Here is a 14933-nt window from a genome sequence, read left to right on the forward strand (position 1 = left end):
AAATGGACAAGTTTTTTAAGCTTAAAGAGCACGGAACAGATGTTCGGACTGAAATTACGGCTGGGTTAACAACCTTTTTTGCCATGTCCTATATCCTTTTTGTGAATCCGTCAATGCTGTCACAGACTGGTATGCCTGCTCAAGGAGTTTTTCTGGCAACAATCATTGGTGCTGTTGCCGGCACTTTGATGATGGCTTTTTATGCCAATATGCCCTATGCACAGGCACCCGGTATGGGACTCAATGCTTTCTTTACTTATACCGTCGTATTTTCGCTGGGCTACAGCTGGCAGGAAGCCTTGGCAATGGTTTTCTTATGCGGTCTTATTTCTATTGTCATTACGGTCACTAAAGTTCGAAAAATGATTATTGAATCCATTCCGGCAGCTCTGAAATCTGCCATTTCAGCTGGGATTGGTATTTTTCTGGCCTATGTTGGGATTAAAAATGCTGGGCTGCTGAAATTCTCCATTGATCCCGGGACATACAGTGTCAGCGGTGAAGGTGCAGAAGAAGGTCTGGCGTCTATTACCGCTAATTCATCAGCAACTCCGGGGCTTGTCGAGTTTACTAATCCGGCTGTTATACTTGCCATAGTCGGTTTAATCATCACCGCCTTCTTTGTTGTTAAAAATATCAAAGGAGGCGTGATTATCTCCATTGCCTTAACGACAGTCATTGCTATCTTAATAGGTGTTGTTGATCTCTCAGCTGTTGATTTTGCTTCCAACAGTATCGGAACCGCTTTTAAAGAATTAGGGTCTGTTTTTGGAGTGGCTCTAGGCAGTCAGGGCTTGGGCTCTTTATTTGGTAATACTGCCCGTATTCCGGAAGTTTTAATGGCCATTCTTGCTTTTTCTCTGACAGATATATTTGATACTATCGGGACCTTGATAGGGACTGGTGAAAAGGTAGGTATTATCAGGGCAGAAGACGACGGAAAAGGGACTAATGGTCTGGATCGGGCCCTCTTTTCAGATTTAGTGGGGACAACAGTCGGTGCCATTGCCGGAACGTCAAATGTCACTACTTATGTTGAATCAGCAGCCGGTATCGGTGCCGGCGGACGGACTGGCTTAACTGCTTTGGTTGTTGCTGTTCTTTTCGCTATTTCCAGCCTCTTTAGTCCTTTGCTGGCCATTGTTCCTAATGCAGCGACAGCTCCTATTCTCATTATTGTGGGGATTATGATGCTCTCAAACCTTAAAAATATTGACTGGCACGATATCAGTGAAGCCATTCCAGCTTTCTTCACTTCTGTTTTTATGGGCTTTGCCTATAGCATTACGCACGGTATTGCCGCTGGTTTTATTTTCTATACACTTGTTAAAATTTTTAAAGGCCAAGCCGGCAGCGTTTCTGCTGTAATCTGGGTTTTAGATATCCTCTTTATTCTTAATTTTATCAGTTTGGCTATTTTGTAACAGCCCTAAACAAGGCTTCCATGTTGATAAAAAGCAGCTTATCTAAAGCCGGCATTTGCTTGTTTTTACTGTTCGATTAATTTACCAACTATTTAAAAAAACTCTTTTTTGTGGACTGACCAAGAGTTGGACAAGACTCCGACTTTAACACGGGCGCAGTTCATCAGGGAGAGTTTTTTATTGCTTAGATCCTTATAGGAAGCAATCCCATTTATTATGCTGCTGATCCAGCAAAGAAAGATTTGCTGTTACGAGTTGGAAGAAGGTCTTTTTTTTGGTATAATAAGGCTATGTTTTACAGCCATAGTGAAGAACAAATGATTGCCATCGGTGAGCAGATTGGCCGAAAATTACAAAAAGGCCAAGTGCTGGTTTTGACTGGTGACCTTGGATCAGGTAAGACGACTTTGACGAAGGGTTTGGCTCTTGGCCTGGGTATTGGCCAGATGATTAAAAGTCCGACCTACACCATTGTTCGTGAGTATGAGGGCCGCCTTCCTCTTTATCATCTAGATGTTTATCGAATCGGTGACGATCCTGATTCAATTGATTTGGATGATTTTCTTTACGGTGACGGTGTGACGGTTATTGAATGGGGAGAGCTTTTAGCTGATACGGTACTGGAGGATTACTTGGAAATACTAATCAGCAAAAATGAAAGGGGCCGGCAGCTCGATTTTATCAGCCATGGAGAGGCCTCTGACCGCCTGCTTAAGGAGATTGAGAATGACTCAAAAAGAATTACTGGTTGAAGAAGCCCGCCCTGATGATGCAGGTGCTGTTATTGCCCTCTTAGAACAAGTTCTGTCGGAAACAGATTTTTTGACTAAATTTTCTGAAGAGAATGTGCTGACAGAAACTGAAGTAGCGGCCTATCTTTCTCAAAAGGCAGAGAGCTTAAACGAAATTTGCTTGACCGCCAAGCTGGGCAGCGACTTAGCCGGAATTCTGATTATCTCCGGTGATTCTCACCCTCTGACAGCTCATATTGGCTATTTGTTTGTTGCTGTTTTGAAAAAGTATTGGGGGTACGGTGTCGGTCAGCTGCTGATGGAGGCGGCTCTTGACTGGGCTGAACACAGTCCCTTCATCCGACGGCTGGAACTGACAGTACAGAGGCGAAATAAAGCCGCTGTCCATATTTATAAAAAGTTTGGCTTTGCGGTAGAAGGTATTAAAAAACGCGGTATAAAAACAGAAAATGGAGAATTTCTTGATGTTTACCTGATGGGTAAACTCATAGATTAAAAAGACGACTATGAAACTTGGAAAAAAAATTCTGCTCATGCTGACAGCTATTATTTTGACAACGCTTGTTGCTGCGGGGATTTATGTCACCGATGCCCTGAGTTTCTCTAACAGTGAGCTGGCAAAGACTTTTAAAAATTATAACACCGGGTCAGGAAGCGAAGCGATTCAGCAAACCAAACCTTTTTCGATTTTGCTGATGGGAGTAGATACCGGCAGTGCTGACAGAGACTCTCAATGGGAAGGCAACAGTGATTCGATGATTTTAGTGACTGTTAATCCGCAGACAAAATCAACAACAATGACCAGTTTGGAACGGGATATTCTCATTACCCTGTCCGGTCCTGACGATAATGATATGACTGGAGCGGAGGCCAAATTAAACGCAGCTTACGCCTCAGGCGGTGCTCAGATGGCCATTATGACTGTTCAGGATCTGCTGGATATTGATATTGATTACTATATGCAGATTAACATGCAGGGCCTTGTAGACTTAGTTGATGCTGTCGGCGGTATTACGGTGACCAATGAATTTGATTTCCCTATTTCCATTTCAGAAAATGAACCGGCCTATACTGCGACTGTTGAGCCTGGGACACATAAGATCAACGGTGAGCAGGCTTTGGTCTACGCTCGGATGCGCTATGATGATCCTGACGGCGATTACGGCCGTCAAAAACGGCAGCGTGAAGTTATTCAAAAAGTGATGGATAAACTGCTGGCTCTTAACAGTGTCGGTTCCTATAAGAAAATTCTTTCAGCTGTCAGCAGCAATATGCAGACCAATATTGAGCTTTCAACCAGTACACTGCCCCAGCTGATGAATTATTCAGATGCGCTAAGCAATGTATCTTCTCAGCAGCTTAAAGGAGAGGACGTTATGCTGGAGGGTGCTTCATATCAAGTGGTTACAAGTGAGCATCTGCTGGAAATTCAAAATCGCATCAAATCAGAATTAGGCCTGTCCGAAAATAAGGAAGTGAAAACAACAGCAACTGTTTACGAAAATCTTTACGGTTCTGCTTCTGATTATGACAGCGGCTTAGATTACAGTTCATCGGATGATACGGTCTACAGCGACAGCTATTCAGCTGAGAGTGACTATGGCTATAGTCAGGAGCAAGGCAATGGTGCTGTTGATTCCGGCTATTACGGCTATGGCTATTAAGCAGCAGGCAGTTTTAAAAGAGAGAGTAGGACAAAAATCGAAATTGTCATAAAATGACGATTTCGATTTTGTTGTCTCAACCTCCGCACAGTTGATTAGGGAGGACCTTATCCCTTGTGATAAGGGACAAGAATTTCCAATCAACCACTGCGTCAAACGCCTAGGTCTAAAAAAGTGAAACAAGGCGGACTTTGTCCCAGCCTTGTTTTTAGCTGCAGAAGCTATAAAACTAGTCACAGTGGGTAATTTTGTCTTTTTAGAAAGCAAATTAAAAATTTTCAAAAGAACAGGGAATTTTCACGCATCCTGTGTTTCTTTTTTCAATAGCAAAGGTGAGGCGATAAATAGGCTTATTGCCTCACCTTTTCCTGATTTTAAACAATAAGAAAGAGAAAACAGTTTGCCTTCTCTTTCTTATTACATAGGGTAAGCCGCTGCCGGTCTTGCTACAGAGCTTACGTTCTTTGCTTAAGGCCGTTTATCTTGGTATTTTTCAAGGATAGAAGACATTTGTTTTAGATAGGCCTGAACTTCTTGATTGAAAACACGTCCTTTGTAGCTTAAATCTTGATTGATGGCCTGCAGTTTTTCTTTTTGCTGAGCAATTCTCTCTAAGCTCTCACCTATATCAAGAAGACTTTCCTGAGCAGCTTGGAAAGATTCCTTGGCAGAATGGAGCTGGGATCGGATAGCTTTGCGGTTTTTGTAGACACGGTAGCTTGTGTAGGCCAAAAGGCCTACGGTGATATAACCTTTCATCTTCATTGGTCTACCTCACTGCGGATGTCATCAGCCAGGGAGCTGAGTGCTGAGCTGTCTGGTTCATGAGCAGTGAAATGGATTTCCAGGCCGTCATCTGTACTGTAACGCGGAATAAGGTGGATATGCGCGTGGAAGACGGTCTGTCCGGCTATTTCCTCATTATTATTGATGATGTTCATTCCGCCGGCTTTGGTCGCTTTTTGCAGTGCACGTGCCAGTTTAGGGAGTCTGGCAAAAACAGTCTGTGCCAGCTCTTCATCCATTTCAAGGGTATTGCGTACATGTTTTTTAGGGATTAAAAGCATATGCCCTTTGGTCGTTTGGGAAATATCCAAAAAGGCCAATGTATGCTCATCTTCATAAACTTTGGCAGACGGAATTTGACCCGCTGCAATTTTACAAAAAAGACAGTTTTCCATTTTATTTTCCCTTCTCTATATGAATTTGATATAATGTTTAGTATAAGTATATCAAAGTTAGTGGGAAATAGCATGTTAAAAATTGAGAACCTTACAGGCGGTTACAACCGTCTTCCTGTTTTAAAAGATGTTTCTTTTTCGGTGAAATCCGGTGAATTGTTGGGGTTAATCGGTTTAAACGGCGCAGGAAAATCCACAACAATTAATGAGATTATCGGGCTTTTGACCCCTTTTCAAGGGACAATCAGCATTGACGGGATGACTTTGGAGCAAAATCAGGCTGCCTACCGAAGAAAAATTGGTTTTATTCCCGAAACACCGGTTCTCTATGATGAGTTAACTTTGAAAGAGCATTTTGAAACAATGGCCATGGCTTATGATATTGAAATAAGTACAGCATTAAAGCGGGTCCAGCCTTATTTGGAACTTTTTCGGTTAGATGATAAGCTGGATTGGTTTCCTGCCTATTTTTCCAAGGGTATGAAGCAGAAAGTCATGATTATTTGTGCTTTTTTGGTTGATCCTGAATTATTTATTTTCGATGAACCTTTTTTGGGACTGGATCCTTTAGCAATAGCTGACTTAAGCGATCTGCTGGCCGATGAAAAAGCAAAAGGGAAATCGATTTTAATGAGTACACATGTTCTGGATTCTGCTGAAAAAATGTGCGATCGCTTTGTCATTTTACATAAGGGAGAGGTACGCGCTTCTGGGAGCCTATCTGAGCTCCGCAGACAGTTTGGGGATGAAAAAGCAAGCTTGAATGCTATTTATATGGCTTTGACAAAAGAGGTGTGAGATGTTTCGGGTTTTTAAAGACCGCCGCCGGCGTTTTCTTTTACAGCTGCTGCGCTATTCAAGGTACGTTTTTAACGATCATTTTGTCTTAGTTTTATTGGTTTTGCTCGGTTTTCTTTTAGTTCAGTACAGAAACCTGCTGGAAAATTTTCCCCAACAGCCAGTTTTTCTGTTTGCTGCTTTGGGAGCTGTTTTGCTTGCTCTCTTAAATTCTGGGTCAATTGCTACTTATTTAGAACCTGCCGACAGACAATTTTGGCTGCCTAAGGAAAGTGAGCTGAAGATGTGGATTCTTCAGGCCCAGAAGCGCTCTTTTCTTTTTGGGACTTTGCTGCAGACTCTTTTTTTACTGCTTGTAACACCCGTTTTTTTAAGGCAGGGTTTCTTTCTGTGGCATGTCGCCTTGCTGGCAGTGCTGCTGGCTGTTTTGAAGTGGTTTTTAATTGGTCGTAAAGTCCATCTGTTTTGGAATTCTGCCGGCCGTTTGGACTGGGACGCAGCAATTGATTATGAGAAGAAGCGTCAGCAATCGCTTTTAAAGTTTTTTGCGCTCTTTACAAGAGTTAAGGGTCTTTCAGGGAGTGTTAAGCGCCGCCGCTATTTAGACGGCTTATTGAAATTTCTAAAAAAAGAACCGGCATTTTTATGGGAAAATCTTTATTGGCGTGCTTTTCTGCGCAGTTCCGATTATGCCAGTTTATCGCTTCGTCTGCTGCTTTTGAGCGTTTTAGGCTTGATTTTTGTTGATCATCCGCTTGTAGCCGCAAGCTTGGCTCTGCTTTTTAACTATTTGCTGCTTTTTCAGCTGCTGGCTTTATATTACCATTTTGACTATCACTATTTTACTGGTCTTTTCCCAATAGACAGACAGCTAAAAGGTCAAAATTTAAAGCGCTTTTTAAGCTGCATCGCTTATTTGCTGCTGGTTATCGAAATGCCTTTCACCTTGTCCTGGCAGGGGGCAGGTTTACTGGCTGTAGTGACTGTTGTCACTGTAGAAATTTACCTGCCGTATAAAATAAGGCAGATGATTGACTAAGTGCTGTAAAACAAGTAAAATAAACACTGACTATCTATATGTAGAAAATGAAAAGGAGGGGACGAAGTGACTTCATCAGATAAAGATTTAACTTTAACACCCTTGAGAGGAGAAAGCGGGAAAGCTTACGTTGGGACCTACCCAGATGGCGAGCGGGTTTTTGTCAAAATCAATACAACCCCAATTCTCCCTGCTCTCTCCAAGGAACAGATTGCACCGCAACTGCTGTGGGCCAAGCGAATGGGCAATGGTGACACAATGAGTGCACAGGAGTGGCTTGACGGCCGTATCCTGACGCGTGAAGATATGGGCAGTAAGCAGATTATACATGTTTTGAATCGGCTCCACCGTTCACGAGCCTTGGTTAATCAGCTTTTACAATTAAGCTATAGGATCGAAAATCCCTATGACCTGCTCATTGATTGGGAAAATAATGCTCCTCTTCAAATTCAGGAGAATACTTATTTGCAGTCCATTGTCAAAGAACTGAAACGCAATTTGCCTGAGTTTCGTTCGGAGGTTGCAACAATTGTCCACGGAGATATTAAACGCAGCAATTGGATTATCACTACCAGCGGTATGATTTATTTGGTGGATTGGGACTCGGTGCGTTTGACAGACCGGATGTATGATGTTGCCTATCTATTGAGCCATTATATTCCTCAGACACATTGGCATGAGTGGCTGTCTTATTACGGCTATAAGGACAATGAAAAAGTGATGCAAAAAGTCTTTTGGTATGGGCAGCTTTCTTATCTGACTCAGATCTTACGATCCTTTGATAAGAGGAATATGGAGCAGGTAAATCAGGAAATTTACGGCCTGCGTCAATTTAGAGAATTATTTAGGAAAAACTGATGCGAGTAAGAAAACGTAAGGGAGCAGAAGTGCATTTGAAAAATCATCCTCAGTTGGTGGTTTTCCAGCCTGAAAAGTTTAAGGGCCGCTGGCGGGAACTTTTTGGCAATGATCATCCCATTCACATTGAAATTGGAACCGGAAAGGGAGCCTTTATTTCTGGCATGGCTCTTAAAAATCCAGAGATTAATTATATTGGTATTGACATGCAGGTATCTGTTCTCAGCTACGCTTTAGATAAAGTGTTGGCCAGTCAGGCTGAGAATGTCAGGTTGCTTTTGGCTGACGGGTCTGATCTAAGACATTTTTTTGCAGCAGAAGAAGTTGATTTGCTCTATCTTAATTTTTCAGATCCTTGGCCAAAAACAAAACACGAGAAGCGTCGGCTGACCTACAAAACTTTCTTGGGAGCATATCAGCATATTCTGCCTGAAAAAGGAGAAATTCATTTTAAGACCGACAATCGGTCTTTGTTCGAATACAGTTTAGTCAGTTTTTCACAGTATGGCATGCTTTTAAATAAGGTTTGGCTGGATTTGCATGCCAGTGATTTCACTGGCAATGTTATGACAGAGTATGAAGAAAAATTTGCTGAAAAAGGGCAAGTTATTTATCGTGTCGAGGCTCAGTTTAGATAAAAGCCTTTGCCTGTGGTTGACAGCACTCCTTTAGTATGTATATACCAGCCGACCATCTTTTGGTCTTTAGTCAAACAGCACTGCAGATTGTTTAGATAAATTAGGACTTCCCATTTTTGGGAAATATGTTATAATAGAAAAAGTTGGTCTTCCAACTTCTTGATGGAGAGGTCGCATAGCGGCTGAGTGCGCACGCTTGGAAAGCGTGTAGTCCTTCACGGGGCTCGGGGGTTCGAATCCCCTCCTCTCCTTGATTTGTTACAGTTCAGATAAAATAACAGCCAAACGCCTATCTCAAATTGCTGTTTTTAGCTTGTTTTGCTAACTTTTTACAGAATTGTTTGTCCTACTCCCTTTCTGTCGGAGTCTTTCAGGCAATCTGAGGTGCTTATTAGAGAGATGTGCAGGATATCTGCAGTCTTTTGCTAAAAACAGTTTGACATCAGCTCTTGCTTTTATTATAATAAGGTGGAACAAATAATTCCCCCGAAAAGCCCCTCAAGGGCTTTTTATGATGAAAAAAGTTTGCCCGTCCAGAAAGTCAAGTTTATGCTTCCTGCAGGGATGGTCCTGTTGCTCGGCTGCTTTTTTCAGAATAATAGAAAGGAAAGAATAATGTTAGATTCATTTGATAAAGGCTGGTTTGTCTTACAGACTTATTCAGGCTATGAAAACAAGGTTAAGGAAAACTTGCTGCAGCGGGCTAAAACCTACAATATGCTGGAGAATATCCTGCGTGTAGAGATTCCGACTCAAACAGTTAATATTGAGAAAAACGGCAAGACAAAGGAAGTGGAAGAAAACCGCTTTCCGGGTTATGTTCTGGTGGAGATGGTCATGACAGATGAAGCTTGGTTTGTCGTTCGGAATACTCCTAATGTGACCGGTTTTGTCGGCTCACATGGGAATCGTTCCAAACCCACTCCGCTTTTGGAAGAAGAAATTCGCTCTATCCTGATTTCTATGGGACAGACTGTAGATGTGATCGATACCAATATCAAGCCGGGTGATGTCGTGCAAATTATCGACGGTGCCTTCATGGGGCAGGAAGGCCGTGTAGTTGAAATTGAAAACAACAAGGTCAAAATTATGATTAACATGTTTGGTTCTGAGACAGCTGCTGAGCTGGAACTTTATCAAGTTGCAGAATTGTAACAAAGTGATATTGATAAGCCATTAGGGAAGTATTTTCTGTCAGCAAGGAGATTTCTAAACATATCAAAGATGGCAGTCTTTTTGCCCAATCAACTGAAGGCATTCAGCGTTCGGCCTAGGTTTTTTTCATAGCCAAAAGTCAAGTAAATCTGTCTCTCTTTAATGGCATAAAAATCTAATGAGTAAGCTGTTTGGTCAAATCAAACAGCTTTTTAATTTAGAGAAAGTCTTCAGTGGAAGTTAAGTCTGACTGGTATTTTTAGCAGCTGTTTGTCTAGGTCTGATAGGGAGCTGTCGGACCATTTGCCTTTCTTACAAAGGTTGGATCCGGCAAAATTATTCGAATTGTTGTCATTATAAAAGGCCTTGTTTGTCTTTTCTTGGAGACATGATAAGTTTTCTTTATGATTTGATAGAAAATTCCTATTAGACAAAGGTTAAAAAGCGCGGTAGACTGGGAATGACAGAAAATAATGCTCTAAGAGCTGGAGCACCATACGGCAGCCCAAATTTGGAAATTGGAGAGTGTGGGATCACCTAGTCTGAGGTTGGTTGTATTGACCGCTCCGCCCCCTTCTAGCTGTCCTAGCAGGGGTGCGTCTGCGAAATCAGAGATTTCGGACTTACCGCCATTTTTGCTTTGCTCTTTTGACGGGCTTTGTATCTTAATAAAAGGAGATTGATATGAAAAAATGGATAAAACGAGTTCTGCTGGGGGTGATTTTAGCTGGTTTAGTTTTAGTACCGCATAAGGCTGATGCAGCCGGTAAGACAACGATTACGGTGGCGACCGATTCGGATACGGCTCCATTCACTTATAAAAGTGATGATAAATTTAAGGGCTATGATATTGATGTCGTTAAAGCTATTTTTAAAGATTCTAAACAGTACAAGCTTAAATTTCAGACAATTCCCTTTGACAGTATCCTGACTGGGCTTGATGCCGGCAAATACCAAATGGCAGCCAATGATTTTAATTACAACGAGGAACGGGCGGAGAAATATCTGTTTTCAGATCCTATTTCTAAGTCAAATTATGCTGTAACCAGCGCTAAAGGGAAAAGTTTTAAACGTTTGGAAGACTTGTCTGGCAAGTCAACTGAAGTTTTATCCGGTTCTAATTATGCTCAAGTGCTTGAAAACTGGAATAGTGCTAATCCGGACAAGAAAGCAATTGACATCAATTATGTATCTGGGACGACAGGTATCACCACCCGCCTGCAGCATATTGAAAATGGGAAGATTGATTTTATTCTTTATGATGCTATTTCATCAGCTTATATCGTAGATGATCAGGGGCTGGATTTAAAAGTCAGTCAGATTGAGGAAGAAATAGGCGGTGAAACGGACGGCTTAGAGTACTTGCTTTTCCCTAAAGATGAGGAAGGCGAAAAGTTGCAGCAGTATGTCAATAAACGTCTGGCTGAGCTCAAAAAAGACGGAACGCTTACCAAGCTCAGCAAAAAGTACTTTGGCGGAGACTATGTCTCAGACCTTTAAGATAGTATCTCTTTATAATTGCCCGCTAAAAAGAGAAAATAGCATTGGCACTTCAAAAGTCTGACAGTATTTCAAGCAAAGGATTAAGTTTTGTATTGTATAAAACTTAATCCTTTGCTTAGTTTTGTTTTGAGCAGCTTACTGATGACATAGCTTTCTAAATTTCTATCCATATGCAGTTGATAGATTTTTCTTATCAATTTGATAGAATTTAATTATTTTACATGAGGCACTGGGCGTGCTAAAATAATAGGGATAAACTAGAAATAAAAGGAACCTTTAGATGAATTTTTTGATTTTAGCATCCGGATGGGCATGGTATGACAATCTAGTTGAGCATATTCCCCAAGGCCGGCTTTTTAGTTGGCGGGCTGTTTTTGACGCTATTCCCGATATTTTAGAACGACTCCCTGTGACATTGGGTTTGACTGTGGCTGGGGCTGTTTTTGGTTTGATTTTGGCTTTGATTTTCGCCATAGTGAAGTTGAACCGCGTTAAAATTCTTTATCCTATTCAGGCGCTTTTTGTCAGCTTTTTACGGGGGACGCCGATTTTGGTGCAGCTTATGCTGAGTTTTTATGGTTTCCCGCTCTTTTTGAAATTTCTCAACCAAAAGTATGGTTTCAATTGGAACATTAATGATATCCCAGCTTCTGTTTTTGCTATTACGGCCTTTGCTTTTAATGAAGCGGCTTATACGAGTGAGACGATTCGTGCGGCAATTCAGTCTGTCAATACAGGCGAGATTGAAGCTGCCAGAAGTTTAGGGATGACAGCGTCTCAGGTTTACCGCCGTGTTATCATTCCCAATGCCGCAGTGGTCGCAACACCTACTCTAATCAATACGCTGATTGGCTTGACAAAAGGAACTTCGCTGGCATTTAACGCTGGGATTGTGGAAATGTTTGCGCAGGCACAGATTTTAGGTGGCTCAGATTATCGCTATTTTGAACGCTATATTTCGGTTGCTCTGATTTATTGGATAATCAGTATCTTGATTGAACAAGCCGGACGTTTACTGGAAAAACGGATGGAAATTCATTCACCGGACAATATCACGAATGAAGTGGCAGGAGGTGTGCGTTAATGATAAAAATCACTAATCTGACAAAAACATTTTCTGGACAGAAAGTGTTGGACAACCTCAGTCTTGATATCCAAAGAGGTGAAGTAATTGCACTTGTGGGGGCTTCCGGAGCGGGGAAATCAACCTTTCTGCGCAGCATGAATTATCTGGAGCAGCCTGATTCAGGCAGTATTGTCATTGACGATTTTAAGGTTGATTTTACAACAATCAGCAAGGAAGAAATCTTAACACTGCGCCGTAAGCTGGCTATGGTTTTCCAACAGTTTAATTTGTTTGAGCGGCGGACCGCTCTTGACAATGTCAAAGAGGGTTTGAAAATTGTAAAAAAGATGTCTGACGAAGAAGCCACTAAACTGGCTAAGGAAGAGTTGGCTAAAGTGGGTCTGTCAGATCGGCAGCAGCATTATCCCAGACATTTATCAGGTGGACAGAAACAGAGGGTGGCACTGGCCAGAGCTCTGGCGATGAAGCCGGATGTTCTCTTGCTTGATGAACCGACTTCAGCACTTGATCCGGAACTGGTAGGTGAGGTTGAAAAGTCAATTGCCGATGCTGCTAAGTCTGGACAAACAATGGTTTTGGTCAGCCATGATATGAACTTTGTCTATCAAGTAGCTGATAAGGTTCTGTTCCTTGAACAGGGGCATATCCTTGAGCAAGGAACACCTGATGAACTCTTTAATCATCCAAAAGAGGAACGGACCAAGGAATTTTTTGCCAGCTATACCAAAACATATATCTGATCCCTGCTGAACAAAGAGTAGAAAATTTTGACTCTTTGTTCAGTTTTTTATTAAAGCCTGTTAATTAGAACTTTCAGCGCTACCGGACCCCATCTGACTAGAACTGAGATTCTTTTATTTTTACCTTTTCAGGCATCGCTACGGGTGTATTTAATTTCAGGATTTGCTATAATAAGAGGGGCTGTACTTGCCCATTCCTTTTTATATGTGGTAAAATAATCGTTACATATAGTCTGGCAAGAAGGTAGGTTAAAGTTAAGATATGTTATTAGAAATTTTCAGTCTTTATATACAGGGCTTATTTATGGCAATGATTTTGGTTGTGCTTGCCAGCTGCTGTTGGATTAGCTGGCGTGCTTGGCGGAAATTAGATCAAACTGCTAAAGAGAGACAGGCTTTTTTGTATGAAGTGCTGATGATGTCAGTAATGACAGCCCCAATTCTTTCTTTTGCCTTCATGGCGGTGCTTTTGATCTTAAAATCATAATAATTGCAAAAGCTGCTGTCAGCTGATACAATAAAGAAATGGACAATGAAGGAAAAACGTAAATGAGCCATGTGAGCGAACAATGAAAAAGATGATATTATCAGGACTGAACTGAAAATTGCGGAGACTAGAAGTGGGACAGAATACTTTTACCTTGACCTTTCTGTCTCGCTTTTCTTGACTTACCGCCATTTTTGTTGTGGCTTTGTATCTTGGTGAATTGAACACGGCCTAAACGCTGCGGGAAAAAGATGTCCTGACTTAGAATCTGGTGATTCGTCAGTCAGTCCCCTATTTTCCTTTTGCGTTCTTAACGGGCTTTGTATCTTGGTGAATTGAACACGGCCTAAGCTCTTCGCAAAAAAGAAACGCAGTCGCATGAAGTATGAGCGAATTACGAGTGTGACTGCTCTGTGAGAGCAAAACTTCCTAGGAACTGGGATTTCTTCGTCAGTTTTCCTATTTTTGCTTGAGCTTTAACCGGCCTTTGTATCTTGGTAAAGGAGAACTTATGTACGATACGTTAGTTATTGGTTCGGGACCTGCGGGTATGGCTGCCGCACTTTATGCTGCCCGAAGCAATTTAAAAGTTGGGATTCTTGAACAAGGGGCTCCCGGCGGGCAGATGAACAACACATCTGATATTGAGAACTACCCTGGTTTTGACCTGATTTCCGGACCGGAATTATCCATGAAAATGTTCGAACCGCTCGAGAAATTGGGAGTCGACAATCTTTATGGAATTGTTACTGCAATTGAGGATCAGGGGAAGTATAAAACTGTAAAAACGGCTGATGAGAGCTATCAAACTAAGACAGTCGTCCTTGCAACCGGCGCTAAACACCGCCATGTTGGTGTTGCAGGTGAAGAGGAGTATAGCAGCCGAGGCGTCTCTTACTGTGCTGTTTGCGATGGCGCTTTTTTCCGCGGTCAAAAACTTTTAGTCATTGGCGGCGGAGATTCAGCGGTTGAAGAAGGGCTGTTTTTAACTCGATTTGCAGAGAGCGTTACCATTATTCATCGGCGAGATGAACTGCGTGCTCAAAAAGTTTTGCAGGAACGGGCTTTTGCTGATGACAAAATTAACTTTATCTGGGATTCTGTTGTTACAGAAATTAAAGGTGATACTAATAAGGTAACTTCTGTTGATGTTAAAAATGTCAAAACCGGTCAGATCAGCAATCATGACTTTGGTGGCGTTTTTGTATACGTTGGGCTTGACCCGGTATCTGATTATGTCAGTGATCTCGGCATTACAGATGAAGCGGGCTGGATTATTACTGATGAGCAAATGCAGACAGCCCGTCCGGGTATTTTCGCAGTCGGTGATGTTCGTCAAAAAGATTTGCGCCAGATTACGACTGCCGTCGGAGATGGTGCTACAGCAGGGATTCAGGCTTATCAATACATTGCTTCTCATTCTTGATAGCGATGTGAATCCTCTATTCGTTAATGTAAAATAAAGCAATTGAAGGGACTGTGATATACTCCCCCTATAGTGGACAGTGAAAAAACAAAAATTCACTAGAAATTATAGGAGGAGTTTTCGTATGTCTACAAGAAGCCCAAAATCAGTAGAGGAAAAACTAGAGATTATTCAATTAGCT

16 protein-coding genes and 1 tRNA gene are annotated in these 14933 nt (G+C 41.8%); 15 read left to right on the forward strand and 2 right to left on the reverse strand.

Features of this window, described 5'->3' with window-relative positions; translation table 11 throughout:
- Positions 1-2 precede the first annotated feature (2 nt).
- The 4 genes from AB3329_RS09555 to lytR all read left to right on the forward strand — a co-directional run bounded on the left by AB3329_RS09555 (position 3) and on the right by lytR (position 3840).
- On the forward strand, positions 3-1424 hold the full coding sequence (locus AB3329_RS09555; RefSeq protein ID WP_368395802.1) for an NCS2 family permease: 1422 nt from the start codon (positions 3-5) through the stop codon (positions 1422-1424).
- Between the two features lie 290 nt (positions 1425-1714).
- Positions 1715-2176 (forward strand): tRNA (adenosine(37)-N6)-threonylcarbamoyltransferase complex ATPase subunit type 1 TsaE, encoded by a 462-nt coding sequence (gene tsaE, locus AB3329_RS09560; protein WP_368395803.1) that lies wholly within the window; start codon positions 1715-1717, stop codon positions 2174-2176.
- Complete coding sequence (locus AB3329_RS09565) at positions 2151-2672, forward strand: GNAT family N-acetyltransferase (protein WP_368395805.1); 522 nt, start codon at positions 2151-2153, stop codon at positions 2670-2672. The genes tsaE and AB3329_RS09565 overlap by 26 nt, the downstream gene beginning before the upstream one ends.
- A gap of 10 nt (positions 2673-2682) precedes the next feature.
- Positions 2683-3840: a glycopolymer--peptidoglycan transferase LytR gene (gene lytR, locus AB3329_RS09570; RefSeq protein ID WP_368395807.1), complete on the forward strand. Its 1158-nt coding sequence runs from the start codon at positions 2683-2685 to the stop codon at positions 3838-3840.
- Between the two features lie 468 nt (positions 3841-4308).
- Here lytR and AB3329_RS09575 read toward each other — a convergent pair whose 3' ends face one another.
- Both AB3329_RS09575 and AB3329_RS09580 read right to left on the reverse strand, forming a co-directional pair.
- Positions 4309-4605: a chemotaxis protein gene (locus AB3329_RS09575; protein WP_368395808.1), complete on the reverse strand. Its 297-nt coding sequence runs from the start codon at positions 4603-4605 to the stop codon at positions 4309-4311.
- A complete protein-coding gene (locus AB3329_RS09580; protein ID WP_368395809.1) occupies positions 4602-5021 on the reverse strand; it encodes an HIT family protein in 420 nt (139 codons plus the stop codon). Before AB3329_RS09580 ends, AB3329_RS09575 begins: the two co-directional genes overlap by 4 nt.
- Before the next feature lie 72 nt (positions 5022-5093).
- Between AB3329_RS09580 and AB3329_RS09585 the strand changes: the two genes are divergently transcribed.
- From AB3329_RS09585 to trxB, 11 genes are all read left to right on the forward strand, one after another.
- Positions 5094-5819 (forward strand): ABC transporter ATP-binding protein, encoded by a 726-nt coding sequence (locus AB3329_RS09585; RefSeq protein WP_368395810.1) that lies wholly within the window; start codon positions 5094-5096, stop codon positions 5817-5819.
- 1 nt (position 5820) lies between these two features.
- Entirely contained in the window at positions 5821-6858 is a 1038-nt protein-coding gene (locus AB3329_RS09590) for an ABC transporter permease (protein WP_368395811.1), read from the forward strand.
- Between the two features lie 66 nt (positions 6859-6924).
- Positions 6925-7716, forward strand: a complete 792-nt coding sequence (gene ccrZ, locus AB3329_RS09595) for a cell cycle regulator CcrZ (RefSeq protein WP_368395812.1) — start codon at positions 6925-6927, stop codon at positions 7714-7716.
- Complete coding sequence (gene trmB, locus AB3329_RS09600; RefSeq protein ID WP_368395814.1) at positions 7716-8354, forward strand: tRNA (guanosine(46)-N7)-methyltransferase TrmB; 639 nt, start codon at positions 7716-7718, stop codon at positions 8352-8354. The genes ccrZ and trmB overlap by 1 nt, the downstream gene beginning before the upstream one ends.
- 164 nt (positions 8355-8518) lie before the next feature.
- Positions 8519-8605 (forward strand) — tRNA-Ser (locus AB3329_RS09605).
- Positions 8606-8969: 364 nt separating this feature from the next.
- Positions 8970-9509 carry a transcription termination/antitermination protein NusG gene (gene nusG, locus AB3329_RS09610; protein WP_067063655.1) on the forward strand — a complete coding sequence of 180 codons (540 nt, stop codon included), beginning with the start codon at positions 8970-8972 and terminating at the stop codon, positions 9507-9509.
- 684 nt (positions 9510-10193) lie between these two features.
- On the forward strand, positions 10194-11009 hold the full coding sequence (locus AB3329_RS09615; protein ID WP_368395816.1) for a transporter substrate-binding domain-containing protein: 816 nt from the start codon (positions 10194-10196) through the stop codon (positions 11007-11009).
- Positions 11010-11292: 283 nt separating this feature from the next.
- Entirely contained in the window at positions 11293-12096 is an 804-nt protein-coding gene (locus AB3329_RS09620) for an amino acid ABC transporter permease (RefSeq protein WP_368395817.1), read from the forward strand.
- Complete coding sequence (locus AB3329_RS09625) at positions 12096-12839, forward strand: amino acid ABC transporter ATP-binding protein (RefSeq protein WP_368395818.1); 744 nt, start codon at positions 12096-12098, stop codon at positions 12837-12839. The genes AB3329_RS09620 and AB3329_RS09625 overlap by 1 nt, the downstream gene beginning before the upstream one ends.
- A gap of 262 nt (positions 12840-13101) precedes the next feature.
- Positions 13102-13326, forward strand: a complete 225-nt coding sequence (locus AB3329_RS09630; RefSeq protein WP_368395819.1) for a DUF4059 family protein — start codon at positions 13102-13104, stop codon at positions 13324-13326.
- A gap of 511 nt (positions 13327-13837) precedes the next feature.
- A complete protein-coding gene (gene trxB, locus AB3329_RS09635) occupies positions 13838-14752 on the forward strand; it encodes a thioredoxin-disulfide reductase (protein ID WP_368395821.1) in 915 nt (304 codons plus the stop codon).
- The last annotated feature ends 181 nt before the right edge of the window (positions 14753-14933 follow it).

This window comes from Streptococcus huangxiaojuni, from assembly GCF_040930515.1.
GTDB lineage: Bacteria > Bacillota > Bacilli > Lactobacillales > Streptococcaceae > Streptococcus > Streptococcus huangxiaojuni.